Below are 26,504 nucleotides of genomic sequence, written 5' to 3' on the forward strand. Positions count from 1 at the left end.
GGCCACTCCCCTTCGGCCAATCCCGTGCACTCCCCGGGCCAATCGTGTGCCCTCCCCGCCTGAGCACCTTCCTGTCCGATTACGATCGGCGAACCCGACCGCCCCATCCTCATAAGGACTCACCATGGGTTCCGCCAAGAACACCAGCACCGGATCGCGCAAGGACCGCATCGAGGAGCTGCGCCGTGCCGAGCGCGCCCGTGAGCGGCGCAACCGGTTCCTCGTGATCGCGGCCAGCACGGTCGTCGTCGCCGGCCTCGTGGCCGGTGGTGTCGCGATCGCCCGGTCGCAGTCGGACAGCGGCAAGAAGGACGCGGCGAGCGACGCGAAGCAGGCGTCGGGGCACTTCGTCACGGGCGCGGACGGGGTGAAGACGTGGAAGGGCACCCTCGGGCGCAACCACGTCACGAGGACCGTGTCGTACCCGATGGAACCGCCGGTCGGCGGTGACCACAACCAGGTCTGGATGAACTGCAACGGCGACGTCTACACCAAGGCCGTCAACCCCATGAACGCCGTCCACTCCTTGGAGCACGGCGCCGTCTGGGTGACGTACAACGGCAAGGCGTCCGAGGCCGACGTGAAGGCGCTCGCGGCGAAGGTCGGGAAGACCCCGTACACGCTGATGAGCCCGGTCGAGGACCAGAAGGACCCGATCATGCTGAGCGCCTGGGGCAAGCAGCGCGCGGTGACCGGCGCGGACGACAAGAACGTCGACGCGTTCCTCGCCGAGTTCGTGCAGGGCAAGCAGACGCCCGAGCCGGGCGCGGCCTGCACGAACGGGCTTTCCCAGTGAGGCACGCCGGGTGGATCGCGGGGGCCGCGACGGCCGTTCTCGTCGCGGCCGGGGCGATCACGTACGCGGCCGCCGACGGCGACCGTTCCGGGACGAAGGCGCCCGCCGCGGACTCCGCGGACGCGGGCTTCGCCCGGGACATGGCGGTCCACCACCAGCAGGCCGTCGAGATGTCCTACATCGTGCGGGACCGCACCGAGGACGTGGAGGTGCGGCGCCTGGCCTACGACATCGCGCAGACGCAGGCCAACCAGCGGGGCATGCTGCTCGGCTGGCTCGACCTGTGGGAACTGCCGAAGGTGTCCCCGGACCCGCCGATGACCTGGATGGGCATGGGTGACATGGCGTCCGGCGAGGACGGCTCGCTGATGCCGGGCATGGCCACGAACGCCGAGATGAAGCGGCTCGGCACGCTGAACGGCAAGCAGGCGGAGGTCTTCTACCTCCAGCTCATGACCGACCATCACAAGGGCGGTGTCCACATGGCCGAGGGCTGTGTCGCCAAGTGCGCCGTCGGCGTGGAGAAGCGGCTCGCCAAGGGCATGGTCGAAGCCCAGGAGTCGGAGATCGCGCTGATGGCCGACCTGCTGAAGGCCCGGGGAGCGAAAGCCCGCCAGCACAGCACGCCCTAGCAAGTGGCTTACCCCTTCGCGGAGTTCGGACCGGAACAGAGGGAAAACCCTCGACCGTGGGCGAGGGGGTATGTCAAAACGCCCCGAACGAGCGCCAAACGGCACCACTTGGCCGTTCCTTGGGGCGTTCATTCCCCTGGCATGAACGGTTCACCGTAAGAGTGGCCCCATCCGTGATCCATTCCTCACGCTCCGGCAGGGCGTGGGGCTTTCGCGTGGATCACCGCAACCACTACATGCGGCGAATCGCATCGCAGGGGGTTCCATGAGATCCAATCGCGCCACCGTGCGCGCCGGAGTGAGCCTGGCGGCGACCCTGCCCCTGCTCACCGGCGCGCTGGCGCTCGGCATACCCGCGGCACACGCCGCGGACGGCCCGGGCCGGGACACGCTCGCGGGCACCAGACCCGCGTGGGCCACGCCCTCCGCGGACAAGGGAGCGGCCTCCGACGGCTCCCGGGTCTCGGCCCGGGTGTACCTCGCCGGACGGGACGCCAAGGGCCTGGCGGCGTACGCCAGGGCCGTGTCCGACCCGCACTCGGCCTCGTACGGGAAGTACCTGAGCGCCGAGAAGGCGCGGACGCGTTTCGGCGCCACCGGGGCCCAGGTCTCCGCGGTGACCGCCTGGCTGAGGTCGGCGGGCCTGGAGGTCACCGGAACGACCCTGCACTACGTCTCGGTGACCGGTGACGTGGCCTCCGCCGAGAAGGCGTTCGGCACGCAGCTGCACAACTACGCCAAGGGCGGGAAGACTTACCGGGCTCCGTCGGGGACGGCTTCCGCACCCGCCGCCCTGAACGGCGCCGTCCTGACCGTCACCGGCCTGGACAACGCCCCGCACAAGGCGCGGCACGCCGATCAACTGCCGCCGCCGGACGCGGTGTTCAAGAACTCCGGGCCGTTCTCCTCGTACTACGGCTCGAAGACCGCGAGCACGCTGCCGGACGCGTACGGGACGAAGGTCCCGTACGCCGTCCAGGGTTACACCGGCAAGCAGCTGCGCGCGGCGTACGGGGCGGGCAGGCACACCGGCAGGAACGTGCGGGTGGCCGTCACCGACGCGTACGCCTCGCCGACCATCGCCTTCGACGCGGCCACCTACGCCCGCAAGCACGGCGACGCCGCGTACTCCAGCGGTCAGCTCCGTCAGGTGCTGCCCGAGAAGTACACGAGGACCGAGGAGTGCGGAGCGGCCGGCTGGTACGGCGAGGAGACCCTCGACGTCGAGGCCGTGCACGCCGTCGCGCCGGGCGCGAGCATCACGTACGTGGGCGCCGCCTCCTGCTACGACGACGATCTGCTCGACTCGCTCAACAAGATCGTCGACGGGCACCTGGCCGACATCGTCTCCAACTCGTGGGGCGACATCGAGGCCAACCAGACCCCGGACCTGGCCGCCGCCTACGACCAGACGTTCCAGTTCGGCGCGGTCGAGGGCATCGGCTTCTACTTCTCCTCCGGCGACGACGGCGACGAGGTCGCCAGCACCGGCACGAAGCAGGTCGACACCCCGGCCAACTCGGCGTGGGTGACGGCGGTCGGCGGTACCTCGCTGGCGGTCGGCAAGGGCGACAAGTACCTGTGGGAGACCGGCTGGGGCACTCAGAAGGCCTCGCTGTCCGCGGACGGCAGGAGCTGGACCGGATTCCCGGGCGCGTTCACCTCAGGTGCCGGCGGCGGCACCAGCAGGACCGTGGCCGCGCCCTACTACCAGAAGGGCGTCGTCCCGAACGCGCTGGCCAGGGCCAACAACGCGGCGGGCAACCGGGTCGTCCCGGACATCGCGGCGATCGCCGACCCCAACACCGGTTTCCGGGTCGGCCAGACGCAGACCTTCCCGGACGGGACGGAGCGGTACAGCGAGTACCGCATCGGCGGCACCTCGCTCGCCGCTCCGGTGATCGCGGCCGTCCAGGCCCTCGCCCAGGAGGCGCGCGGCGGCAGGGCGATCGGTTTCGCCAACCCGTCGATCTACGCCAAGGCCGGCTCGAAGGCGTACCACGACGTGACCGACACGCCCGGCGGCAAGCAGTACGCCGTGGCCCGCGTCGACTTCGTCAACGGCTTCGACGCCGCCGACGGTCTGGCCACCTCGGTCCGCAGCCTCGGCAAGGACAGCTCGCTGAAGACCGTCAAGGGCTACGACACCGTCACCGGCGTGGGCTCGCCCGCGAACGGCTACGTCGAGTCGTACGTCGGCACCCGGCACCACCGCTGACGTCCGCCCCTCGGCCACCGGCCGGGCGCGCCCGCCTCCTCCGGGAGCGGGCGCGCCCGTGCATGCGAGGGGGACACGGGGACCGGGACGCGCGCGGGGCGTACGGCGGTCCGGGTGCCCGGCGCGGTCCCGCACCCCATCGCGTCGGTCTGACGATTACACTGGGCGGGTGCCTCGACTTCACCCCTCTCCCCAGCAGCAGCCGGAGTTCCGGTCCCTCTACCAGCACGGCTTCGCGCGCGTCGCCGCCTGCACGGGCCACACCGTGATCGCGGACCCGCTCGCCAACGCCGAGGCGGTCCTGCGCCAGGCGCGCGGGTGCGACGGGGAGGGCGTCGCCGTCGCCGTCTTCCCGGAAATGGGCCTGTGCGGCTACTCGATCGAGGACCTGCTGCTCCAGGACGTGCTGCTCGACCAGGTCGAGGAGGCGCTCCAGGCGGTCGTGACGGGGTCGGCGGGGCTGCTGCCGGTCCTAGTCGTGGGCGCCCCGCTGCGCCACCGCAACCGGGTCTACAACTGCGCGGTGGTCGTGCACCGCGGCCGGGTCCTCGGCGTCGTGCCCAAGTCGTACCCGCCGAACTACCGGGAGTTCTACGAACGCCGGCAGATCGCCTCGGGCGACGACGAGCGGGGCGGCACGATCCGGATCGCCGGGGAGTCCGTGCCGTTCGGGGTGGACCTGCTGTTCGCCGCGGAGGACGTGCCGGGCCTGGTGCTGCACGCGGAGATCTGCGAGGACATGTGGGTGCCGGTGCCGCCGAGCGCCGAGGCGGCCCTGGCGGGCGCCACCGTCCTCGCCAACCTCTCCGGCAGCCCGATCACCGTCGGGCGGGCCGAGGACCGCAAACTGATGTGCCGTTCGGCGTCCTCACGCTGCATCGCCGCGTACGTCTACTCGGCGGCCGGACTGGGCGAGTCGACCACCGACCTGTCCTGGGACGGCCAGACCATGGTCTACGAGAACGGGGCGCTGCTGGCCGAGTCCGACCGCTTCCCGCTCGACGACCGGTTCGCCGTGGCGGACGTCGACCTCGACCTGCTGCGCCAGGAGCGGCTGCGCACGGGCAGCTTCGACGACAACCGGCGTACCCACGCCGCCCGCACCGCCGACTTCCGGACCCTGTCGTTCCGGCTCGACCCGCCGAGCGGCGACCTGGGTCTGCGGCGCCGCATCGAGCGCTTCCCGTTCGTGCCCGCGGACCCCGACCGGCTGGCCCAGGACTGCTACGAGGCGTACAACATCCAGGTCGCCGGGCTCCAGCAGCGGCTCGCGGCGATCGGTGGCCCGAAGGTGGTCATCGGGGTGTCCGGCGGTCTCGACTCCACGCACGCGCTGATCGTCGCCGCCCGCGCGATGGACCGGGCGGGCCGCCCCCGCAGCGACATCCTGGCCTGGACCCTGCCCGGCTTCGCCACCAGCGACCACACCAAGGGCAACGCGCACGAGCTGATGCGCTCCCTCGGCGTCACCGCGGCCGAGCTGGACATCACGCCGACCGCCCGGCTGATGCTGAAGGAGATGGGCCACCCCTTCGCCTCCGGCGAGCCCGTGTACGACGTCACGTTCGAGAACGTGCAGGCCGGGCTGCGCACCGACTACCTGTTCCGGCTGGCCAACCAGCGCGGCGGCATCGTGCTCGGCACCGGTGACCTCTCCGAGCTGGCGCTCGGCTGGTCCACGTACGGCGTGGGCGACCAGATGAGCCACTACAACGTCAACTCCGGTGTGCCGAAGACGCTGATCCAGCATCTGATCCGCTGGGTCATCGGCAGCCGGCAGTTCGACGAGGACACCGACCGCACCCTCGCCGCGATCCTCGACACCGAGATCAGCCCGGAGCTCGTGCCGGGCGAGGAGATGCAGTCCACCGAGTCGAAGATCGGCCCGTACGCCCTGCACGACTTCACCCTCTTCCACGTGCTGCGCTACGGCTTCAGGCCGTCGAAGATCGCCTTCCTGGCCTGGCACGCGTGGCACGACCCGGACGCGGGTGCCTGGCCGCCGGGCTTCCCCGAGGCCGAGCGGGTCGCGTACGACCTGCCGGAGATCCGGCACTGGCTGGACGTGTTCTGCCGCCGCTTCTTCGGGTTCGCGCAGTTCAAGCGCTCGGCCATGCCCAACGGGCCGAAGGTCTCGGCCGGCGGTTCGCTCTCGCCGCGCGGCGACTGGCGCGCGCCGTCCGACGGTTCGCCCCGTGCCTGGCTGCGCGACCTGGCCCGCTTCGACCTCCCGGAGGACGAGGGCTGAGGGTTCGGGGACCCCTCCCGGCGCGTCAGGACGCCGTCGTGTCCAGCTCGACGCGGGCCGCGACCGGGAGGTGGTCGCTGCCGGTCCTGGGCAGGGTCCAGGAGGTCACCGGCTCGATGTCCCTGACCATGATCTGGTCGATCCGGGCCATCGGGAACGAGGCCGGCCAGCTGAAGCCGAAGCCGCTGCCCGCCGCGCCCTGCGTGGAACGCATCTGCGCGGTGACCGCGTTGAGCGCCCGGTCGTTCATCGTGCCGTTGAGGTCGCCGAGCAGCACGACCTGCTTCAGCGGATCGCCGGCGATGGCCTCGCCCAGGGCGTCCGCGCTCTTGTCGCGCTGCCGGGCGGTGAACCCCGCCTTCATCTTCACCCGCACCGAGGGCAGATGGGCCACGTACACCGCGACCGGGCCGGCCGGCGCGGTGACGGTGGCCCGCATCGCGCGCGTCCAGCCCAGCTTGATGTCCACCGGCCTGACGTCACCGAGCGGGTACTTGCTCCACAGCCCGACGGTCCCCTGCACCGAGTGGTACTTGTACGTCGACGCGAGCGCCGTCTCGTACAGCGGGACCGCCGAGGCCGTCAGCTCCTCCAGGGCGAGCACGTCGGCGCCGGAGGCGGCCACGTCCCGGGCGGTGCCGGAGGGGTCCGGGTTGTCGGCGTTGACGTTGTGGGTGGCGACGGTCAGGTCGCCGCCCGCGTCGGCCTTGTCGGTGACCAGTCCGCCGAAGGTGTTCAGCCAGACCGCGCCGGTCAGCAGCACGGCGACGAGGGCACTGGCGGACCTGCGCACGAAGGCGAGGACCAGCAGGACCGGGATGAACACGCCGAGCCACGGCAGGAACGTCTCCATGAGACTGCCGAGGTTGCCGATCCGGTTCGGGATCCGCGCGTGCGTCAGCATCACCAGGGCGAGCAGCAGCGCGAGGGCGGCGAGGACCAGCCCGCGCCGCCAGATGCCGCGGTCGCCGCGCCAGCCGTCGAGCAGGCGCCGGAACCGGGACTCTCTGCGCTCCGGCCCCTGGCCGTCGCTGCCCGTCTCCGTCATATACGCCTGCGCCATACCGTCGCCTCACAAAATGCCGTGCGCACCGTCTGCCCCTCGACTACGACCCTAGGGGATGTCCGGTGTGGTTCTCGCCGTCGGGGACGGCCGTACGGGCAAGGAGACGTAGAACTTCGCGCCCGGAGTTCCGCGTCCTGGCACGGCATGCGGCCTCTGTGACGAAACGCGCACATTCCTTCGGCCGGGGCCGGGTCGTGCCACGGCCGTCAGGTCGTGCCGCGGTTGTCAGGTCGTGCCGCGGCCGGGCGGGAGCAGGCCCTCCAGCAGCGTGTCGACGATCTGTTCGGCGAGCCCTTCCGGGAGTTCGGTGTCCGGGCGCATGACGGAGCGGACGAGCATGGGGCCGACGAACATGTCGTAGAGCAGTTCGACGTCGACGTCGACGCGGAGTTCGCCGTTCTCCTGTCCGCGGCGCAGCACCTCGTGGCCCAGCCGGCGTCGGGGCGCTATGACCGTGGCGTCGTACGCGGCCCACAGTTTGGGGCTGGACTTCATCTGCGCGTGGACGTTGTGCAGGATCGCCGAGGAGCGGCTGACCAGGCCGCGCCGGCGCAGCGACTCCAGCAGGACGACGAGGTCGTCGCGCAGGGAGACGCCGGGGAGTTCGGGGTCGGGGGGCTCGGCGCTGCGCAGGACGTCGACGAAGAGTTCCTCCTTGCCGCTCCAGCGGCGGTAGATCGTCGCCTTGCCGACACCGACGGTGCGCGCCAGCCGCTCGATGGAGATGTCCGCGAGCGGGACGCCGTCCTCCAGGAGCTTCATCACGCCCTCGACGATGGCCCGTTCCACCGCCTCGCTGCGGGGACGTCCCCGGCCGGGGCACGCCTGCCTGTCTCGGCTGTCCGCGAGGCTCACGTCGAACTCCGTTCCATCGTCGACCAGGTGTCATTCTCCCCCGTTCACGGCGGTGGCGGGCACGCGGCGCGAGGTGCGCGGCGTGCCCGCCGTGGGCGCTCCGGGCCAGGGTGGCCGGTCGCGTACGCCGGTGTCAGTCCTGTCCGAGGCCGGCCGTGACCAGCTCGGCCCCTTCGCCGCTCTCCTGCTGGGCCTTCGGACGGCCGGGCAGGAACAGCGCGACGACCACCGCGCCGATGACCGCGACGCCCGCGCCCCACAGGGCGGTGACGTGCATCGCGTGCAGGAAGGCGTCGTGCGCCGGGGCGACGAGGGCCTTGCCCTGCGGGCCCATCCTGGCGGCGACGCCGAGGGTGGCCTCGATGGACTCGCCCGCGGTGTGCCGCAGGGGGGCCGGGACGAGGGCGAGCTTGTCCTCGATGCCGTTGCGGTAGGCGGTGGAGAGCACGGAGCCGAGGACCGCGATGCCGAGGGCGCCGCCGACCTGGCGGAAGGTGTTGCTCAGCGCGGACGCGGAGCCGGCCTTCTCGCGCGGCAGCGCCTGCATGATGACGACGCTGGTCGGGGTCATGATGTGCGCCATGCCGGTGCCCATCAGGAAGAAGACGACCTCCAGGAGCCAGATCGGGGTGTCCGCGTCCAGCGTGGCGAACGCGGCCAGCGTCGCGGCGATGAGCACCAGGCCGGCCGTGCAGGTGGCGCGGTTGCCGAAGCGGTCGACGACCAGGCGGGCGCGCGGGGCGAAGACGAGCTGGGCCACGGCCAGCGGGAGCATCAGCAGGCCGGTCTGCAGCGGCGAGTAGCCGCGCACGCTCTGGGTGTAGAAGACGGAGAAGAAGGTCACGCCCATGAGCGCGAAGAAGACGAGCGCGATGGCCGAGATCGCCGCCGAGAAGACCTTGTTCCCGAAGTACGTGACGTCGATGGACGGATGGTCGCTGCGCATCTCGAACAGCACGAAGGCGACGAGGACGGCGAGACCGGCGCCGATCGTCGCGAGGACCTGCGGGTCGGTGAAGTCGGCGAGCTGGCCGCCCTTGATGATGCCGTAGACGAGCAGGACGAGGCCGATGATCGACAGGACCACGCCGACCGGGTCCAGGCGGCCCGGGTTCGGGTCGCGGGAGTCGGGGACCAGCCAGATCATCAGACCGATCGCGAGCACCACGATGGGCACGTTGATCAGGAAGACCGAGCCCCACCAGAAGTGGTCGAGGAGCACGCCGCCGGTGATCGGGCCGATCGCGATGGCGAGGCCGACTCCGCCGGCCCAGATGCCGATGGCCTTGGGCTGCTCGTCGCGCTCGAAGACGTTCATCAGGACGGCGAGGGTGGCGGGCATCACGAAGGCGGCGCCGAGGCCCATCACCGCGCGGAACGCGATGAGCTGGACCGGCGAACCGGACCCGGCGGCCAGCGCGGAGCCGATGCCGAAGACGGCGAGACCGGCGAGCAGCACCTTCTTGCGGCCGAGCCGGTCGCCGAGGAGGCCCGCGGTGAACAGGAGGCCGGCGAAGACGAGCGTGTAGGCGTTGATGGCCCATTCCAGCTCACCCTGGGTGGCTCCGAGCCCGGTGGGCGCCGGGGTCGAGATCGTCTTGATCGCGACGTTCAGGATGGAGTTGTCGAGCACCACGATCAGCAGGCTCAGCATGAGCGCGCCGAGGATCGCCCAGCGGCGCCGGTGCACCGCCTCGGGCACCCGTCGTTCGAGCGGGGGAGCGGAAGTTGTCATGACTGCCACCCTAAGGGCTTTTCGATACGGCACCGTCTCGTATCGGAAATGCTTTACGGAGACCTTACGAAGGGACCTAGGACTCTGGACGGAGGCCTGGCGGAGACCCGGGGGACGTGGCACGGACGACACCGGCTCCGGCGGGCCCGGTCTAGCCGCGCACGGCACGAGGTGCCACCATGGAGGTGATCCGGGGACGCCGTCAGGGTGCCTCGAGATGACATAAGGAGCCGTTGCGATGACGCAGCTTCCGGCTGCCCAGAAGCAGTCTGCGGAGGGTGGCCTCAAGGCCACCGCCGGCAAGGCGCTGTACGGGGGCAAGAGCACCCGCCGCATCACGGTGCGCGACATCACCGCCGCCAAGGAGCGCGGCGAGAAGTGGCCCATGCTCACCGCCTACGACGCGATGACCGCGTCCGTCTTCGACGAGGCCGGCATCCCGGTCATGCTCGTCGGCGACTCGGCCGGCAACTGCCACCTGGGCTACGAGACGACCGTCCCGGTGACCATGGACGAGATGACCATGCTGTCCGCCGCGGTCGTCCGGGGCACCAGCCGCGCCCTGATCGTCGGCGACCTGCCCTTCGGGTCCTACCAGGAAGGCCCGGTGCAGGCGCTGCGCTCGGCGACCCGCCTGGTCAAGGAGGCCGGGGTCGGCGCGGTGAAGCTGGAGGGCGGCGAGCGCTCGCACCGCCAGATCGAGCTGCTGGTGGAGTCCGGCATCCCGGTGATGGCGCACATCGGCCTGACCCCGCAGTCCGTGAACGCCATGGGCTACCGCGTCCAGGGCCGCGGCGAGGAGGCCGCGCACCAGCTGCTGCGGGACGCCAAGGCGGTCCAGGACGCGGGCGCCTTCGCCGTCGTCCTCGAACTGGTCCCGGCCGAGCTCGCCGCCGAGGTCACCCGCACCCTGCACATCCCGACCGTCGGCATCGGCGCGGGCTCCGGGACCGACGCGCAGGTCCTGGTGTGGACCGACATGCTGGGTCTGACCGGCGGCAGGATGCCGAAGTTCGTCAAGCAGTACGCCGACCTGCGCGGCGTCATGGGCGAGGCGGCGAAGGCGTTCGCCGAGGACGTCGTCGGCGGGACGTTCCCGCTGGAGGAGCACTCCGTCCACTGACACACCCCCCGGACCTCCGGGGCACCGAGCCACTGCGGCACCGGGACAACCCGCCGATCTTCCCCCGTCGGCGGGTTGTCGCCGTTCTCCCGCCCGCCCGCGCGGTGCCGCCGTCCCCGTGTCCCGCCGACGGGCCGGCCCCGTCCTCCCGTCCTCCCGTCCCGTCGGTCGACTGTCGGCGACCTATCGGTAACGCCCGGGGTCTGTAAGCGGCCTGTCGGTCGTTTGTCGGTGGCGGCTGGCACCTTGATGGACATGACGCGAATCGACAACACGCCCCGGCAAGCTGCGACCGGCCGCAGCGCCGTCACCGTACGGGGGCTGGTCAAGCACTACGGCGAGACCAAGGCGCTGGACGGGGTCGACCTGGAGGTGCGCGAGGGCACCGTCCTCGGCGTGCTGGGCCCCAACGGCGCCGGCAAGACCACCCTCGTCCGCTGCCTGTCCACCCTCATCACCCCCGACGCCGGAACGGCCACGGTCGCCGGCTTCGACGTGCTGAAGCAGCCCCGGCAGCTGCGCCGGGTGATAGGCCTCACCGGCCAGTACGCCTCGGTCGACGAGAAGCTCCCCGGCTGGGAGAACCTCTACATGATCGGGCGGCTGCTCGACCTGTCCCGCAAGGACGCCCGCCGACGGGCCGACGAGCTCCTGGAGCGCTTCTCCCTCACCGAGGCCGCCAGGCGTCCGGCCTCCACGTACTCCGGCGGCATGCGCCGCCGGCTCGACCTCGCCGCCTCGATGATCGGCAACCCGGCCGTGCTGTACCTGGACGAGCCGACGACCGGCCTCGACCCGCGCACCCGCAACGAGGTGTGGCAGGAGGTCAAGCGCATGGTCGCCGACGGCGTCACCGTGCTGCTCACCACCCAGTACATGGAGGAGGCCGAGCAGCTGGCCTCCGAGCTGACCGTCATCGACCGCGGCAAGGTCGTCGCCGGCGGCCGGATCGACGAGCTGAAGGCCCGCGTCGGCGGCCGGACGCTGCGCATCCGCCCGGCGGACCCGCTGCAACTGCGCCCGCTGGCCGTCATGTTCGACGAGCTGGGGCTCACCGGCCTCGCCACGACGACCGTGGACGACGAGACCGGCAGCGTGCTGGTCCCGATCCTCGGCGACGAGCAGCTCACCGCCGTGGTCGGCGCGGTCACCGCGCGCGGCATCACGATCGCCTCCATCTCCACCGAACTGCCCAGTCTGGACGAGGTGTTCCTCTCCCTCACCGGCCACAAGGCCAGTGCCCCGCAGGACGAGAACCCCGCCCGCGCCTACGAGGAGGTCTCCGCATGAGCGCCCACCCGTCGCCCACCACCACCCTTGCAAAGGGCGGCTCCGCCGCGCACCTCCCTTCTGCCGCCGAAGCCCCCCTCGCCGTCAAGGCCGACCCCCGGATATCGCCCCGCGCGCACCTCCGTCACACCGGCGCGCTGATACGCCGCAACCTGCTGTGGATCCGCCAGGACCCGGAGTCGATGTTCGACGCGATCCTGTTCCCGGTCATCTTCACGCTGCTGTTCGTCTACGTCTTCGGCGGCTCCATCGGCCAGTCCCTGGGCGGCGGCCAGGAGCGGTACGTGCAGTACGTCGTGCCCGGCCTGATGGCCATGATGGGCATGAACATGGCCCAGGGAGTGGGCACCGGCTTCAACACCGACTTCAACTCCGGTGTCATGGACCGGTTCCGGTCCCTGCCGATCGGGCGCGGCTCGGTGCTGTTCGCCAAGATCGCGGTCGAGCTGATGCGCATGCTGATCGCGACCGCGGTCCTCATGGTCGTCGGCGTCCTGGTCGGCTTCGACATCACCAACTGGCCCGGCCTGTTCGCCTCCGTGGGCCTGTCCGTGATCTTCGGCTCGGCCTTGATGTGGGTGTTCCTCACCCTCGGCGTGATCATGAAGAGCGCGCAGTCCGTGCAGGCGATGGGCTTCCTGGTGCTGATGCCGCTCCAGTTCGGCTCGTCGATCTTCGCGCCGACCAAGTCGATGCCGGGCTGGCTGCAGAACTTCACCGAGTACAACCCGCTGTCCTCCCTCGCGGACGCGGCACGCGGGCTGATGGTGGGCGGTCCGGTCGAGCACGCCCTGTGGGTGACGCTCGCCTGGTCGCTGGGCCTCACCGCGGTGATGGCGCCCATCGCCATCCACAAGTTCCGCACCAAGAGCTGACGTCCGCGCACGGACCCGGCCCCGCGCACCGGGGCCGGACGGGCCGGTTCGCGTCCGCGCCTCAGACCAGGGCGGTGGCCTCCTCCAGGGAGAGGCCACCGCCCTCCGCGTACGCCGCCTCGTACTCCGTGTCGCCGAGCAGGGCCCGCGCGCCCGTCTCGGCCCGCTCGCGCACCTCGACCTCCATGGGGCCCGGGACGTGGCTCGGCGGCAGCAGGGCGTCCGCCACGCCGAGGAGCCGGGCCGCGTCCCGGGCCCGGCCGCCACAGTCCACACCGCAGAGGGCTATGGCCGCCGTGGTCAGGTGCGCGGAGGGCATGTGCGGCGCGATCATCCGCGACAACCGGTCCTTGGACCGCTTCAGGGCCACGCGCACCTTGTCCAGGGCGCTCCGGCTCTGCCCGTCGAGCGTGTCCAGCCAGGCCTCGACACCGAGCATGAACCCGTCGAACAGGACGAAGGAGCCGGCCCCGAAGTTCTGCCGGAGCAGCCCTATCTGCTCCCGCGCCTCGCCGGTCCGGCCCGTGCGGCCCAGCCAGATCGAGAGGAAGAGGTGGGCCGCCGGCAGGGCCTCGTTGTGGGCGCCGTTCCCGCTCGCGAGGACGTCACGGATCATCCGCTCGCCGCGCTCGGCCTCCCCCAGCTCCATGTACATGCTGCCGAGCCGGACGTCGAGCACCGCCGTCTGGGCGCGCGCGCCCAGTTGCTCGGCGTACTTGCCCGCCTCCGCGTAGTCCGCCGCGGCGGCCCGGAAATCGCCTTTGCGCTCATGGGCCTCACCGCGCGCGGAGAGCGATTCGGCGGCCCCCCAGGCGTCACCGATGCTCCGGAAGAGCTCCAGTGCCTCGTCGGCGTCCGTGGTGGCGTCGCCCGCCATGTCGGCGCGGTTGGCGAGGATGTTGGCACGCATCTGCAGGGCGGTGGCCAGTTCCCAGTCGTAGCCGAGTTCCCGGCAGGTGCTCACCGTCTTGTTGATCACCTCGATGAACCGCTCCATCGGGCCGGTGAGCAGCACGGCGTAGAACCAGAGGTAGCCGGGGGTGCGGCAGGTCTGCGGCATGCCGGGCTCGTAGGTCGCGCTGATGGTACGGAGCTTCTCCTGTGCCCCCGGGGTCTGCCAGGCCCCCATGTCCATGTCCATGTAGGCGAGATGGACGAGGTGGACGCCGCGCCGGGCCTCCTCGAGGACCTCCTCGCGCATCGGCGGCGGGAAGTCCGTGCAGCGCTCGTACAGCGGGGCGGCCGGGCGAACGGGCGGGGCGAAGGGGTCGGGGCCGAGGCCCATCACCTCCTGGGACCAGGCGCGGGCGTCGACGCGCTGGTCGCGGATCTGCCAGTACCAGGCGAGCGCGTGGACCATGCACAGCGCCTCCTGCTCGTCGCGTTCGGCGACGGCGTGCCTGAGGGCGGTGCGCAGGTTCTCGTACTCGCGCTCGATGCGGTCGATCGCGGTCCGCTGTTCCGGGCCGCGCAGCAACGGGTCGGTGGTGCGGGCGAGTTCGCGGTAGTACGTGAGGTGGGCGCGCTCGGTGGCCGCGCGGGCGCCGGACTCGTCGAGGCGTTCGCGCGCGTACTCGGCGACGGTCTCCAGCAGCCGGTAGCGCATCTGGGCGTCCTCCTCGTCCGAGGGGGCGGCGACGACGAGGGACTTGTCGACGAGCGAGCCGAGGGCGTCCAGCGCGGCCGGACCGCAGACGGCCTCGGCGGCGGCGAGGTCGCAGCCGCCCGCGAACACCGACAGCCGTCCGAGGGTGTCCCGTTCGGCCTCGTCGAGCAGGTCCCAGGACCAGTCGACGACGGCGCGCAGGGTCTGCTGGCGGGGCAGCACGGTGCGGCTGCCGGAGGTGAGCAGCCGGAAGCGGTCGTCGAGCCGGTCGGCGATCTGGCGCGGGGTGAGCATCCGCAGCCGGGCCGCGGCGAGTTCGATGGCGAGCGGGAGGCCGTCGAGGCGCCGGCAGATCTCGGCGGCCGCCTCGGGGTCGTCCTCGATCCGGAAGCCGGGCCGGGCGGCCGCTCCCCGGTCGGCGAGCAGCCGCAGCGCGGAGGGTTCCGGCAGCGGGTCCACCGGGCGCAGCAACTCCCCCGGCACGCCTAGGGGTTCACGGCTGGTGGCGAGCACGGTCACCCCGGGGCAGCGTTCCAGCAGGGCTTCGGCGAGGTGGGCCGCGGCGTCGACGACGTGTTCGCAGTTGTCGAGGACGATCAGCATCCGGCGTTTGGCGCAGTGTTCGGCGAGCCGGGAGAGCGGGTCGTCGTGCCGGTCGGCCACCGCGCGCATCTCCTCGGCGCCGGCTCCGCGCAGGACGGTCTCGCGGGCGCCGACGGCGGTCAGCACGGCCTCGGGGACGGCCTTCGGGTCGTCCACCGGGGCCAGTTCGGCCAGCCACACCCCGTCCCGCAGGGTGGGGGCCAGGACCTCGGCGGTCTCCTGCGACAGCCGTGTCTTGCCCGCCCCGCCGGGGCCGAGCAGGGTCACGAGCCGGGCCGCCGCGAGGTCGCCCCGGATGGCGTCGATGTCCTTCTCCCGCCCCACGAAGGACGTGAGCCGGGCGCGGAGGTTGCCGGGGGGCGGCGGAGCGGTGCGGGTGCGCTCCTCCGCAGGACGGCCGTCAGGCCCCGCGGGGCGGACGTCGGACCCCGCGGGGCGGACGGCCGTCCCGCGCGCGTGCGCCCCGCCGCCGGCCTCGGCCGGGCGCAGCAACTCCGCGTACAGGGACTGCAGTTCCGCGCCGGGATCGGATCCCAGGCGGTCGGCCAGCACCCGCCGTACGTCCTCGTACGCGGCCAGGGCCTCCGCCGTGCGGCCCGCGTCGCGCAGGGCGCGAAGACGCAGGACCTGGAAGGGCTCGTCCAGGGGGTGGGCGTCGCACAGGGCCGTCAGCTCGGGGAGGGCGGACTCGGCGTGCCCGAGGGCCAGCGCCGCGGCGAGGCGGGCGTGCCGGGCGTGCAGCCGGCGGGTTTCCCAGTGGGCCGCTTCCGCGGTGCGGTCGGGGAGGTCCGCGAGGGCGGGGCCGCTCCACAGGGCGAGGGCGTCGTCGAGGACGACGGCGGCCTTGGCCGGGTCCCCGTCGGCGACGGCCCTGGTGCCCTCACCCGCGAGACGGTCGAAGCGGTGCAGGTCGACGTCGTCGGGCGCGACTTCGAGACGGTACCCGCCCTCGGCCGACGCGACGGCGTCCGCGCCGACGGCCCGGCGCAGCCGCCCGACCAGTGCCTGAAGCGCGCCCGGCGCGTCGGCGGGCGGATCGCCGTCCCACACCTCGTCGACCAGGACGGCCGCGGAGACGGTCCGTCCGGGGCGCAGCGCGAGGACGGTCAGCAGGGCGCGCAGCCGAGCCCCGCCGAGCGGGACGGGTGTGCCGTCGGGACGGAGTGCCTGGGTGGTGCCGAGGATGCGGTAGCGCACGGGGTCCATTGTCTCTGGTCACGTCAGGTGCGGGAGCGGGGTACGGAGAGTTCGGCCGGTACCGCGGCCCGGCCCTCGCCGGACCGCCCGGGACTCCGGTCCGCGGTCCGCGGCGAGCGCGGCGCGGGCCCCGGTCCCCCCGCTTCCCCCGCGCGCGAGCCGGGCGCCGTCCTCGTGTGCTCCGCCACAGCCTCATTCCCCCAGCCTCCCCGGAACCGATGCCGGTTGGCGAGACGTTTTCCCCGTGGGCCCGGTACGGTCGGGCAGGCCCGAGCACACCGTCGTCAGTCCAGCCAGTCCAGGGAGACCCATGGCCACCGCAGCGACCCGCCGCAGCGACCGGAGGATCAGCCCCGTCTTCGTCGGCATCGTGGCCGTCATGGGCGTGACCGGCTGGGCGGTGTGGAGCGGGTTCGCCGAGCAGCCCGGCGTGGCCGTCTTCCTGTTCGTGACGGCGGCCTGGATCGTCTCGCTGTGCCTGCACGAGTACGCGCACGCGCGCACCGCCCTGCACAGCGGGGACATCTCGGTCGGCGCCAAGGGCTATCTGACGCTGGACCCGCTGAAGTACACCCACGCCCTGCTGAGCATCGTCCTGCCCGTGCTCTTCGTGATCATGGGCGGGATCGGTCTGCCGGGCGGTGCGGTCTTCATCGAGCGGGGCCGCATCCAGGGCCGCTGGAAGCACAGCCTGATCTCGGCGGCGGGCCCGCTGACGAACGTGCTGTTCGCCGTCGTGTGCACGGCGCCGTTCTGGCTGCACGCCCTGGACGGCGTCCCGCCCGCCTTCCGCTACGCGCTGGCGTTCCTCGCGCTGCTCCAGGTCACGGCCGCGATCCTGAACTCCCTGCCGGTCCCGGGCCTGGACGGCTACGGCGTGATCGAGCCCTGGCTGTCGTACGGCGTCCGCCGCCAGGTCGAGCCGTTCGCGCCGTTCGGCCTGCTCGCGGTGTTCGCGCTGCTGTGGATCCCGTCGGTGAACCGCGAGTTCTTCCACCTGATCGACACGGTCCTGGGCGGTCTCGGCATCGACGGCCGGGACGCCGACTGCGGACAGTGGCTCTACCGCTTCTGGGAGTCGGACAACGACATCTGCCTGCGGTCGTGACCGGACGGGTGCCGGCGGCCGGTGTCCCGGCCGGCGGCTACGCCCTGCCGCGCCGCAGGTAGTACCAGGTCATGTTCGACGACAGGCCCGCCAGCAGCACCCACACGATGCCCAGCCAGCTTCCCTGGACGAACGAGACGACGGCCGCGGCCACGGAGAGGACACAGACGGCGAGGGCGTAGAGAGCGAGGCGTGGCATGGGGTCGGCTCCTGTCGGGGGACACTGCTTCGCGACCAGTGTCCCCCACCCGGCCCGTGCGTCCGCCACCCGGCCCGTGCGTCCGCCACCCGGCCCGTGCGTCCGTGACCCGACCTATACGTCCGTGACCCGCAGGCCCGCGTGTGCCTTGTAGCGGCGGTTCACCGAGATCAGGTTGGCGACCAGGGCCTCGACCTGGTGGGCGTTGCGCAGGCGGCCGGAGAACACGCCCCGCATGCCGGGGATGCGGCCCGCGAGGGCCTGGACGATCTCGACGTCGGCCCGCTCCTCGCCGAGGACCATCACGTCGGTGTCGATCTCCTCGATCTCCGGGTCCGCGAGCAGCACGGCGGAGAGGTGGTGGAAGGCGGCGGTGACCCGGGAGCCGGGCAGCAGGGCGGCGGCCTGCTGCGCGGCGCTGCCCTCCTCCGGCTTCAGCGCGTAGGCGCCCTGCTTGTCGAAGCCGAGCGGGTTGACGCAGTCGACGACCAGCTTCCCGGCCAGTTCCTCGCGCAGCGATTCGAGGGTCTTGCCGTGGCCCTCCCACGGCACGGCGACGATGACGATGTCGCTGCGCCGCGCGGTCTCGGCGTTGTCGGCTCCCTCGACACCGTTGCCGAGTTCCTCGGCCGCGGCCAGCGCGCGGTCGGCGGCGCGCGAGCCGATGATCACCTTCTGTCCCGCCCTGGCGAGGCGGTAGGCCAGGCCCTTGCCCTGCGGACCGGTGCCGCCGAGCACGCCGACGACGAGGCCGGACACGTCGGGCAGGTCCCAGGGGTCCTTGGCGGGGGCCTTCTGTGCACTGTCAGTAGAGGTCATGGGCCGACTTTACGTGCGCGGGCCACGGCGGGGCGCCCGGGGCGGCGGAGCATCCCGGGTGAGGACGGTCACCCGAGGGCGGTCACGGGGACGCGCCGGAAGGTGATCGTCTCGTACGCGCCGAAGTCGCCCGTCTCGTAGAGGAGTCCGACCGTCTCCGTGTCGACGCGGACCAGGTCGGAGTAGGCGGCGGGCAGTCCGTCCACCGTGTGCGCGGACCGCCAGGTGGTGCCGCCGTCGGCCGAGGCGCGGACCGTCATCAGGGCGCGGAACTGCGGGTCCGCGGGCCCGGAGTACAGGAGCAGGTCGGGGTCGCGGAGCTGGAGCACGCTGCCCTGGACGACCGGGGTGACGAGGCCGGCCTGCGGGCGGAAGGGCCTGACCAGGGTCCTGCCGCCGTCCAGGGAGTGGGCGTCGGCGCGGTTGCCGGGCGAGGGGGAGTCGTTGCGGGTGTTGAAGTAGACGCGGCCGTCGGGGAGTTCGGCCGCGGTGGTCTCGTTGACGTTGACGTATCCGTCGGTGTTCTCGTCGAGGTAGCCGAGGTACCAGGTCGCTCCCCGGTCGTCGCTGAGCAGACAGTGCCCGCTGTTGTACTTCGCCTCGGTGCCGTTGTCGGTGCCGGTGGGCGGCAGGGTGTGGTTTCCGGGGACCACGACCCGGCCGGAGCCGAGCTGGAGGGCGTGCCCCGGTGTGGTGGCGTACCAGCGCCAGCCCGCCTTCTTCACCTGCGCGGTGATCTCCCTGGGCGCCGACCAGGTGCGTCCCTCGTCGTCGCTGTGCTGGACCCATGCGCGCCGCCCGTCGGCCGCCTTCACCTTGCCGCGCAGCAGGGCGTCCTCGGTGGCCGAGGCGGCGCTGCGGACGTGGACGAGCAGGACGCGGCCGGTGTCGAGGGTGACGGGGGCGGGGTTGCCCGCGAGGTCGGTCCCGTTGTTCGCGACGATCTGGAGCGGGCCCCAGGTCCGGCCGCCGTCCGCGGACCGCTTGAGCACGATGTCGATGTGCCCGTGGTCCTTGGCGGAGCCGACCCGGCCCTCGCAGAAGGCCAGCAGGGTGCCGGTCCGGGTGGCGACGACGGCGGGGATCCGGAAGCTCGCGTAGCCCTCGCGCCCGGCACGGAAGGGCACGCTGACCGCCGTGCCGGTGCCCGCCCGTGTGCCCGCCTCCGCGGCCGTCTCCGGTCCCGTCCCGGTGCCCGTCGTCCCGTCCGTTCCGGTGCCGGTCGCTGCGCTCGGCTGTGTCATGGCCGGCTCCCTGTCGCGGTCGCTGTGGGGTCGTCAGTGCGGACTTCTGCCCGACTCGGGCGAATTCGTGGTGAACTCCGGGTCACGAGTGGTCCGTTGCGGCAGGATGCGGCCATGGATGCCGTACGGGTCGCATTGCTGCGCGAAGTGCTTGCCGGGACCGAATGGCTGGGTGCGACACGGCGGTTCGGGGGGACGCTGCGGGGGTCCGTGGTGTCGCACGGCGGCGGCCTGCTGCTGGTCGGTTCCGAGGCGTACGAGCCCTGGCACCTCGCGGCGCACCTGGTGGACGAGGCGGCCTGGTCGGGGACGCCGGAGCTGTCGCCGACGCTGGTGCGGCACGGGGCGCGGGAGTCCGACCCGGCTCACCTGGCGGTGGGCCTCGGACGCATCGAGGCGGCCCGGCGCGGGGAGACGCTGCTCGTGGTGGCGCCGGACGCGCCCGGGGACGCGCTGCTGGAGCGGGTGCACGACGCCCGGCGGGCCGGGGCGACGGTACTGGCCCTGTCCCGCGGGGAGGGCGAGCTGCCGGCGCTGGCCCACGAGTCGCTCGCGGTGCTCCCGGACCCCGAGCTCGACCTCGACACCGTGCAGCACCTGGTCAGCGCGGCGGCCGGGGAGAACGCTCTGCCGTCGCCGCGGGGCCGCCGGCGCTTCCGCGACCGCCTGTCCCGCCTCGCGGACCGGCTCACGGCCCCGCCGTCGTACCGGTGGTAGCGGCCACGGCCTCCCGGTGCGCCCGGCGGGTTCGCCGGGCCCCGGGCCCGTAAACCGGTTGCCCCGTGCCACCGGGCCGCCGAGCATGACCCTCCGTGAAGGATGAGCCTCCCCCCTCCCGTCCGCGCGCCCTGCTGCCCGATCTCGCGCCCTGGCGGACCTCCCCCGACTTCCGCCGGCTGTGGGTGGCGGGGCTCGTCACCAACTTCGGGAGCTTCCTGACGTTCGTCGCGCTGCCCGTGCAGATGAAGGAGCTCACCGGCTCCGCGGCGGCGGTCGGCGCGATCGGCGCCGTGGAACTGGTCCCGCTGGTGGTCTTCGGGCTGTACGGCGGGGCCCTCGCCGACGCCCTGGACAAGCGGAAGCTGATCCTCTGGACGGAGGCCGGGCAGGGCCTGCTGTGCGTGGTCCTGCTCGTCGACGCGACGGTGCCGCACCCCGCCGTGTGGCCCCTGTACGTGGTCGCGGCGCTCTCCGCCGCGCTCGGCTCGGTGCAGCGCCCCGCGATGGACTCGCTCACCCCGCGGATCGTGGCGCACGAACACCTGACGGCCGCGGGCGCGCTCAACTCGCTGCGCTGGACGGTGGGCGGCGTCGCCGGCCCGGCCCTGGCGGGTGTCGTCGTGGCGTACGCCGGACTGGGCTGGGCCTACGCCGTCGACCTGGTGACCTTCGCCGCGTCGGTGGCCCTGATGGCGGGGATCGCCCCCGCACCGGCCTCTCACGAGGCGGCGAGACCGTCGCTGCGCTCCGTCGCCGAGGGCGCGCGCTACGCGTGGAGCCGCAAGGAACTCCTGGGTACGTACGCGGTCGACCTGGCGGCGATGTTCTTCGCGATGCCGCTCGCGGTGCTGCCGTTCCTCGCGGACGAACTGCACGCCGACTGGTCGCTGGGGCTGATGTACGCGAGCGTCCCCGCCGGTTCGCTGCTCGTCAGCCTCACCAGCGGCTGGACCTCTCGGGTGCACCGGCACGGGCGGATGGTGGCGCTCTCGGCGGCCTGCTGGGGGCTCGCGGTGGCGGGCGCCGGTCTGGTGCGCGACGTCCGGCTGGTCCTGCTGTTCCTCGTCCTCGCGGGCGCCTGCGACATGGTCAGCGGGATCTTCCGCGCCGCCATCTGGAACCGGACGATCCCGGACGAGCTGCGCGGACGGCTCGCCGGGATCGAGCTGCTGTCGTACTCCGTCGGACCCCAGCTCGGCCAGGTGCGCTCCGGGGGCATGGCCGCGCTGACGGGCGTACGGACGTCGGTGTGGGCGGGCGGCGCGCTCTGCGTCGCGGCGGTGGGGCTGCTGGCCGCCGGCCTCCCGAAGCTGATGTCGTACGACGACCGGACGAACGAGCACGCGCTGCGGATGCGGTCGGCGCGGGCCGGGAGCACACCGCCGGTCCCGCCGGTGACGGCCTCCTGAACGGGAACTCCCCCGGTGTCCGGCGCGGGGTCTCCCGGACGGGAACTCCCCGGTGTCCGGCGCGGGGTCTCCTGGACGGGAGCACCCGCCGGTCCGTGCCCCGGGCCCGGCGCGGGCCCCGGGGCGCGGCGGCTCAGTCCTCGGCGCCCGGGGCCCTGCCCGACGCGTCGTGCCACTTCGGGTCCGTCTCCCATTCGAGGTTCCGCTCCCGCGCGAGGTCCATCGCGTGCGTGGCCTCCTCGCGGGTGGCGTACGGACCGAAGCGGTCCTTGGCGGGGCACTCGGGGCCCTCCTCGACCTTCTTGTGCTCCAGGCAGTAGAACCACTCGCCGGGCTTGCCGGCCGTCCGCTTCTTGAACAGGGCCATCACCAGCTCCTTTCGCAAGGGACATGTTCCCCCATGCCCGCTGGTTAGACTCGCTGCCATGTCTGGCCAGTCGCTGCTCGTACCAGGGGAGCTCTCTCCCACCCGTCCCGTGCCGGGGAACATCAGGCGTCCCGAGTACGTGGGGAAGCCCGCCCCCACGCCGTACACCGGACCGGAGGTGCAGACGCCCGAGACGATCGAGGCGATGCGCGTCGCCGGACGGATCGCCGCGCAGGCGATGGCCGAGGCCGCGAAGCTCATCGCGCCGGGCGTGACGACGGACGAGCTGGACCGGGTGGCGCACGCCTACATGTGCGACCACGGCGCCTACCCGTCGACCCTCGGCTACCGCGGCTTCCCCAAGTCGCTGTGCACCTCGGTCAACGAGGTCATCTGCCACGGCATCCCCGACTCCACGGTGCTGCGCGACGGCGACATCGTGAACCTCGACGTGACGGCGTACATCGGCGGTGTGCACGGCGACAACAACGCGACCTACCTGGTCGGCGACGTCGACGACGAGTCGAGGCTCCTCGTGGAGCGGACCCGGGAGTCGCTGGACCGCGCGATCAAGGCGGTCAGGCCGGGACGCCAGATCAACATCATCGGGCGGGTCATCGAGTCGTACGCGAAGCGCTTCGGATACGGGGTCGTCCGTGACTTCACCGGGCACGGGATCAACTCCTCGTTCCACTCCGGCCTGATCATTCCGCACTACGACAACCCGCACGCGACGACCGTCATGCAGCCCGGGATGACGTTCACGATCGAGCCCATGCTCACGCTCGGCACGCACGACTACGACATGTGGGACGACGGGTGGACCGTCGTGACGAAGGACCGCAGGCGCACGGCCCAGTTCGAGCACACCCTCGTCGTCACCGCGAGCGGTGCGGAGATCCTCACCCTGCCGTGACCCCCGGGAGTTCCCGGACCACCGAACCCGCCCTGTCCACAGGGCGGGTTCTTGCATGTGGGCACGGCCGCCGATCGGGGTACGGTTTTACCGACAGGACGTCGGGAAGGCTATTGACTTAGGTAAGCCTAACCATAGAAGATTCGACTGCTCGCAACGGCTCTCACCCCACCTCATCGGCCCCCGGAGGCCCCATGAACGCGTCGGACACGTCGGACACGATGAGCGCGCCGGACACCACGGCCCCGGCGGGCACACCCTTCTCGACGCTCATCCGCACCGCGTCGCACGAACAGCACACCGAGGCGGAGACCTCGACGTTCATGAGCGACCTGCTCGGCGGCCGGCTCGGCGTCGAGGCGTACGCGCGCTACACCGAGCAGCTGTGGTTCGTGTACGAGGCGCTGGAGGCGGACGCCGAGCGGCTGGCCGGCGATCCGGTGGCCGGGCCGTTCCTGCGACCCGAGCTGCTGCGCCGCACCGCCCTGGAGCGCGACCTCGCCCATCTGCGTGGACCGGGTTGGCGGGACACGCTCAGCGCGCTGCCCGCGACCCGCGCGTACGCGGACCGGGTCGCCGAGTGCGCCCGCGAGTGGCCGGCCGGCTATGTCGCCCACCACTACACGCGTTATCTGGGCGACCTCTCCGGCGGCCAGATCATCCGTGACAAGGCGGAGCGGACGTGGGGCTTCAGCCGCAAGGGCGACGGGGTCCGCTTCTACGTCTTCGAGGACATCGCCAACCCGGCCGCGTTCAAGCGGGGTTACCGCGAGCTGCTGGACGGGGTCCGGGCCGACGACCTGGAGAAGCAGCGGATCGTGGCGGAGTGCAAGCGTGCGTTCGCCCTGAACACCGGGGTGTTCAGGGCCCTCGGCGAGGAGTTCCCGCTGAGCGCGTGAACTGTCGCCCCTGGCGCGGGTGCGGGGCTCCGGACTCCGGGCGCGGGGCGCCCGGAGGGGCCGCCCCGTCCGGGGAGTCGACCGGTTCGCGCGGCCGCGGGACGGTGGGGGCCGGTCGCGCAGTTCCTCGCGCCCCTTCAGGGGGCCCGGCGTTCCCGGGTGACCCCCTGAAGGGCGGTCTCAGCGTTCCAGGCGGACCCGGCCGCCCACCTCCACCCAGTCGTTCGGCTGCGGCGCGGTGAGGATCTGCGAACCGACGCCCTGGGTGATGTTGAGGGCCCGGCCGAGCTGCTGGGTCAGCAGCAGCGCCGCCGCCCCGGTGGCCTCGTCCTCCTCGATGCCGTCGTTGCGGCCGGGGAAGGCCCGGGCCCGCACCCGGCCGGCGGCCTCGTCCTCCCAGGCCCAGGCGTAGATCCACTCCCCCGACGGCGGCACGGCCAGCGCGTCGACCTCGGCCGCGGTCCCGTGCCGCCGGAGCGTCCTCGGCGGCGCCCACTCGGCCCGCGCCTCGATCCAGCTGAACTCCCCGTCCAGCCGGACCCCCACCACACCGGCGGGCGTGACCAGTTCGGGCACGTCGAGCAGCCAGCCCACCCCGACGCACGGGTGTCCGGCGAACGGCAGCCGCTGCGAGGGGGTGTAGATGTCGATGATCCCGCGCTCGGGGTCGTCGACGAAGACGGTCTCGCTGAAGCCGAGCTTCGCGGCGAACTCCTGCCGATCGGCGCGGTCCGGCATCACCGAGCCCTCGCGCACGACACCGAGCTCATTGCCATACCCGCCGCCTGGTCCGCAGAAGACCCGCAGCACGTCGTAGTCAGTCACTACGGCATTCAAACACTCATCCGCCTCGTCGGTGACCCACAAGACCGGACCACCCGCCTCCGAAAGCTCCCTGGCCATCGGGAACGGTGCCGGAGGCGGGCGGTCCGGGGCCGGTCCGGAGCCCGGACCGCCGTCGCCGCCCGGCAGTTGGGTGCCGTCGCCCGGTGCCGCCGAGAGGCCGACCGGAGCGGGTTCGGCACCCTCGGCGCAGAAGTCGCAGAAGTCGCAGAAGTCGCCGAAGAATTCCTGACCGATTAGGTAAGGCTAACCTAAACTGTTGGTCCACGTGCTGGAAGAAGACCGAGAGGAACAACGGGACAGTGCAACGCTTGCGCACACGACCGGCCCGGACGAGCGGATCGGACGGCACCGGCCGCGGAGGGCCCCTGGACTCCCCCGGGGCGCCCCGACTCCCCGTCACCGTGCGGCCGTACGGCGGGAAGCGGACGGCCGTCGAGGAGACCGGCCGGCTCGTCCCGCCGTCCGGCGGCCTCCACGGGCCGCGCACGGACCGGGTACCGAAGTCGCCGGTACGGCAGTTGCGCGGGGACGCCCGATGACCGCCCTCGACCGTCCGGCATCCGGGGCACCCGCCGGACCGGACACCGGCGGGACCGCCGCCGTTCCCGTGCGCGGGCGGGTACGCGGCACCCCCTGGCTCCTGACCGGCGCACTGCTCGCCGCCCTGCTCGTCCTGGTCCCCGTGGCCGCGGGTCTCGGCGCGTATCCGATACCCACCGGCGACGTGCTCGCCTCCGTCGCGCACCGCGCCGGTCTCGGGGGCGCCGCGCTGGACCGGGTCCCGGAGTCGGTCCTGTGGGACGTGCGCTTCCCGCGCATCGTGCTCGCGCTGCTCGTCGGCGGCTCACTGGGCTGCGCGGGCGCCCTCATGCAGGGCGTGTTCGGCAACCCGCTGGCCGAACCCGGGGTCATCGGCGTCTCGTCGGGCGCGGCGGTCGGCGCGGTCGCCGCCATCGCGCTCGGCCTCGACTTCCTCGGCACCTTCACCGTCCCGGCCACCGCCTTCGTCACGGGTCTGGCCACCGTCCTGCTCGTCTACGCCATGTCCCGCTCCGGCGGCCGCGCCGAGGTCGTCACCCTGATCCTCACCGGGATCGCCCTGAACGCCTTCACCGGCGCCCTGATCGGACTGTTCCTGTTCTTCGCCGACTCCGCCGCCATCAGCCAGATCACCTTCTGGCAGCTCGGATCGCTCGCCCAGGCGACCTGGCCGAAGGTCCTCGCGGTCCTGCCCTGCGCCGCCGTCGGCCTGGTCCTGGCACCGCTGTACGCCCGCCGGCTCGACCTGCTGTCCCTCGGCGAACGGCCGGCCCGGCACCTGGGCGTCGACGTCGAACGGCTGCGGCTCGTCCTCGTGCTGGTCATCGCGCTGCTCACCGCGGCGGCCGTCAGCGTCTGCGGGATCATCGGCTTCGTCGGCCTCGTCGTACCGCATCTGCTGCGCATGGCGGCCGGGCCCGGACACCGCTTCCTGATCCCCGCCAGCGCGCTCGGCGGCGCCGCCGTGCTGCTCGCGGCCGACCTCGCCGCCCGGACGGCCGCGCAGCCCGCCGAGCTCCCGCTCGGCGTCCTCACCGCCCTGCTGGGCAGCCCGTTCTTCCTCTGGCTGCTGCGCAGGACCCGCCGCAGGCAAGGAGGCTGGGCATGAGACCCACCGGAAGCGACGACACCCGGCGCACGCTCCCGGGAGCCGCGCGCACGCCCGCCGGCCCGCTGCTCGCGCGCGCCGCGGG

General features: G+C 72.5%; 22 protein-coding genes. 13 read left to right on the forward strand and 9 right to left on the reverse strand.

All coding sequences use genetic code 11. The features are described 5' to 3' along the window. The first annotated feature begins 124 nt into the window (after positions 1-124). The 4 genes from ACFW6B_RS28530 to ACFW6B_RS28545 all read left to right on the forward strand — a co-directional run bounded on the left by ACFW6B_RS28530 (position 125) and on the right by ACFW6B_RS28545 (position 5,894). Positions 125-796: a DUF3105 domain-containing protein gene (locus tag ACFW6B_RS28530; protein ID WP_386600262.1), complete on the forward strand. Its 672-nt coding sequence runs from the start codon at positions 125-127 to the stop codon at positions 794-796. Further along, positions 793-1,428: a DUF305 domain-containing protein gene (locus tag ACFW6B_RS28535; RefSeq protein ID WP_386600264.1), complete on the forward strand. Its 636-nt coding sequence runs from the start codon at positions 793-795 to the stop codon at positions 1,426-1,428. The genes ACFW6B_RS28530 and ACFW6B_RS28535 overlap by 4 nt, the downstream gene beginning before the upstream one ends. A gap of 265 nt (positions 1,429-1,693) precedes the next feature. Then, entirely contained in the window at positions 1,694-3,646 is a 1,953-nt protein-coding gene (locus ACFW6B_RS28540; protein WP_386600267.1) for a protease pro-enzyme activation domain-containing protein, read from the forward strand. A gap of 169 nt (positions 3,647-3,815) precedes the next feature. After that, entirely contained in the window at positions 3,816-5,894 is a 2,079-nt protein-coding gene (locus ACFW6B_RS28545) for an NAD(+) synthase (protein WP_386600269.1), read from the forward strand. 25 nt (positions 5,895-5,919) lie between these two features. On the opposite strand, the gene ACFW6B_RS28550 is transcribed toward ACFW6B_RS28545, so the two are convergent. The 3 genes from ACFW6B_RS28550 to ACFW6B_RS28560 all read right to left on the reverse strand — a co-directional run bounded on the left by ACFW6B_RS28550 (position 5,920) and on the right by ACFW6B_RS28560 (position 9,550). Continuing rightward, on the reverse strand, positions 5,920-6,957 hold the full coding sequence (locus ACFW6B_RS28550) for an endonuclease/exonuclease/phosphatase family protein (RefSeq protein WP_386600271.1): 1,038 nt from the start codon (positions 6,955-6,957) through the stop codon (positions 5,920-5,922). 228 nt (positions 6,958-7,185) lie between these two features. After that, positions 7,186-7,815, reverse strand: coding sequence for a TetR/AcrR family transcriptional regulator (locus ACFW6B_RS28555; RefSeq protein WP_386600274.1), 630 nt, complete (start codon positions 7,813-7,815; stop codon positions 7,186-7,188). A gap of 133 nt (positions 7,816-7,948) precedes the next feature. Further along, on the reverse strand, positions 7,949-9,550 hold the full coding sequence (locus ACFW6B_RS28560; protein ID WP_386600276.1) for an MFS transporter: 1,602 nt from the start codon (positions 9,548-9,550) through the stop codon (positions 7,949-7,951). A gap of 238 nt (positions 9,551-9,788) precedes the next feature. Here ACFW6B_RS28560 and panB point away from each other — a divergent pair, with 238 nt between their 5' ends. From panB to ACFW6B_RS28575, 3 genes are all read left to right on the forward strand, one after another. After that, positions 9,789-10,673: a 3-methyl-2-oxobutanoate hydroxymethyltransferase gene (gene panB / locus ACFW6B_RS28565; RefSeq protein WP_386600278.1), complete on the forward strand. Its 885-nt coding sequence runs from the start codon at positions 9,789-9,791 to the stop codon at positions 10,671-10,673. 255 nt (positions 10,674-10,928) lie between these two features. Next, positions 10,929-11,963: an ATP-binding cassette domain-containing protein gene (locus tag ACFW6B_RS28570; RefSeq protein ID WP_386600280.1), complete on the forward strand. Its 1,035-nt coding sequence runs from the start codon at positions 10,929-10,931 to the stop codon at positions 11,961-11,963. Then, positions 11,960-12,838 carry an ABC transporter permease gene (locus ACFW6B_RS28575; protein ID WP_386600283.1) on the forward strand — a complete coding sequence of 293 codons (879 nt, stop codon included), beginning with the start codon at positions 11,960-11,962 and terminating at the stop codon, positions 12,836-12,838. Before ACFW6B_RS28570 ends, ACFW6B_RS28575 begins: the two co-directional genes overlap by 4 nt. A gap of 61 nt (positions 12,839-12,899) precedes the next feature. Here the strand turns inward: ACFW6B_RS28575 and ACFW6B_RS28580 are convergent, their stop codons facing one another. After that, positions 12,900-16,253, reverse strand: a complete 3,354-nt coding sequence (locus ACFW6B_RS28580) for a BTAD domain-containing putative transcriptional regulator (protein ID WP_386600285.1) — start codon at positions 16,251-16,253, stop codon at positions 12,900-12,902. Between the two features lie 301 nt (positions 16,254-16,554). Between ACFW6B_RS28580 and ACFW6B_RS28585 the strand changes: the two genes are divergently transcribed. Continuing rightward, positions 16,555-17,352: a site-2 protease family protein gene (locus ACFW6B_RS28585; protein WP_386600287.1), complete on the forward strand. Its 798-nt coding sequence runs from the start codon at positions 16,555-16,557 to the stop codon at positions 17,350-17,352. 37 nt (positions 17,353-17,389) lie between these two features. Here the strand turns inward: ACFW6B_RS28585 and ACFW6B_RS28590 are convergent, their stop codons facing one another. The 3 genes from ACFW6B_RS28590 to ACFW6B_RS28600 all read right to left on the reverse strand — a co-directional run bounded on the left by ACFW6B_RS28590 (position 17,390) and on the right by ACFW6B_RS28600 (position 19,614). Then, positions 17,390-17,551 carry a hypothetical protein gene (locus ACFW6B_RS28590; protein ID WP_386600289.1) on the reverse strand — a complete coding sequence of 54 codons (162 nt, stop codon included), beginning with the start codon at positions 17,549-17,551 and terminating at the stop codon, positions 17,390-17,392. 114 nt (positions 17,552-17,665) lie between these two features. Further along, on the reverse strand, positions 17,666-18,370 hold the full coding sequence (gene npdG / locus ACFW6B_RS28595; RefSeq protein WP_386600291.1) for an NADPH-dependent F420 reductase: 705 nt from the start codon (positions 18,368-18,370) through the stop codon (positions 17,666-17,668). A 68-nt stretch (positions 18,371-18,438) separates the two neighbouring features. Beyond that, positions 18,439-19,614 carry an exo-alpha-sialidase gene (locus tag ACFW6B_RS28600; RefSeq protein WP_386600294.1) on the reverse strand — a complete coding sequence of 392 codons (1,176 nt, stop codon included), beginning with the start codon at positions 19,612-19,614 and terminating at the stop codon, positions 18,439-18,441. A 114-nt stretch (positions 19,615-19,728) separates the two neighbouring features. Here ACFW6B_RS28600 and ACFW6B_RS28605 point away from each other — a divergent pair, with 114 nt between their 5' ends. Then, a complete protein-coding gene (locus tag ACFW6B_RS28605) occupies positions 19,729-20,331 on the forward strand; it encodes a hypothetical protein (protein ID WP_386600296.1) in 603 nt (200 codons plus the stop codon). A 95-nt stretch (positions 20,332-20,426) separates the two neighbouring features. Beyond that, on the forward strand, positions 20,427-21,743 hold the full coding sequence (locus tag ACFW6B_RS28610; protein ID WP_386600298.1) for an MFS transporter: 1,317 nt from the start codon (positions 20,427-20,429) through the stop codon (positions 21,741-21,743). Between the two features lie 133 nt (positions 21,744-21,876). On the opposite strand, the gene ACFW6B_RS28615 is transcribed toward ACFW6B_RS28610, so the two are convergent. Further along, positions 21,877-22,110, reverse strand: a complete 234-nt coding sequence (locus tag ACFW6B_RS28615) for a hypothetical protein (protein ID WP_386600301.1) — start codon at positions 22,108-22,110, stop codon at positions 21,877-21,879. A gap of 58 nt (positions 22,111-22,168) precedes the next feature. Between ACFW6B_RS28615 and map the strand changes: the two genes are divergently transcribed. Next, positions 22,169-23,026 carry a type I methionyl aminopeptidase gene (map, locus tag ACFW6B_RS28620; protein WP_386600303.1) on the forward strand — a complete coding sequence of 286 codons (858 nt, stop codon included), beginning with the start codon at positions 22,169-22,171 and terminating at the stop codon, positions 23,024-23,026. Between the two features lie 221 nt (positions 23,027-23,247). Then, positions 23,248-23,925: a heme oxygenase (biliverdin-producing) gene (locus ACFW6B_RS28625; protein WP_386600409.1), complete on the forward strand. Its 678-nt coding sequence runs from the start codon at positions 23,248-23,250 to the stop codon at positions 23,923-23,925. Between the two features lie 180 nt (positions 23,926-24,105). Here ACFW6B_RS28625 and ACFW6B_RS28630 read toward each other — a convergent pair whose 3' ends face one another. Further along, positions 24,106-24,750, reverse strand: a complete 645-nt coding sequence (locus tag ACFW6B_RS28630) for a PhzF family phenazine biosynthesis protein (protein ID WP_386600304.1) — start codon at positions 24,748-24,750, stop codon at positions 24,106-24,108. Positions 24,751-25,306: 556 nt separating this feature from the next. Here ACFW6B_RS28630 and ACFW6B_RS28635 point away from each other — a divergent pair. After that, a complete protein-coding gene (locus ACFW6B_RS28635) occupies positions 25,307-26,419 on the forward strand; it encodes a FecCD family ABC transporter permease (RefSeq protein WP_386600306.1) in 1,113 nt (370 codons plus the stop codon). Positions 26,420-26,504 lie beyond the last annotated feature (85 nt).

It is taken from the genome of Streptomyces sp. NPDC058751 (assembly GCF_042746485.1).
Classification (GTDB): domain Bacteria; phylum Actinomycetota; class Actinomycetes; order Streptomycetales; family Streptomycetaceae; genus Streptomyces.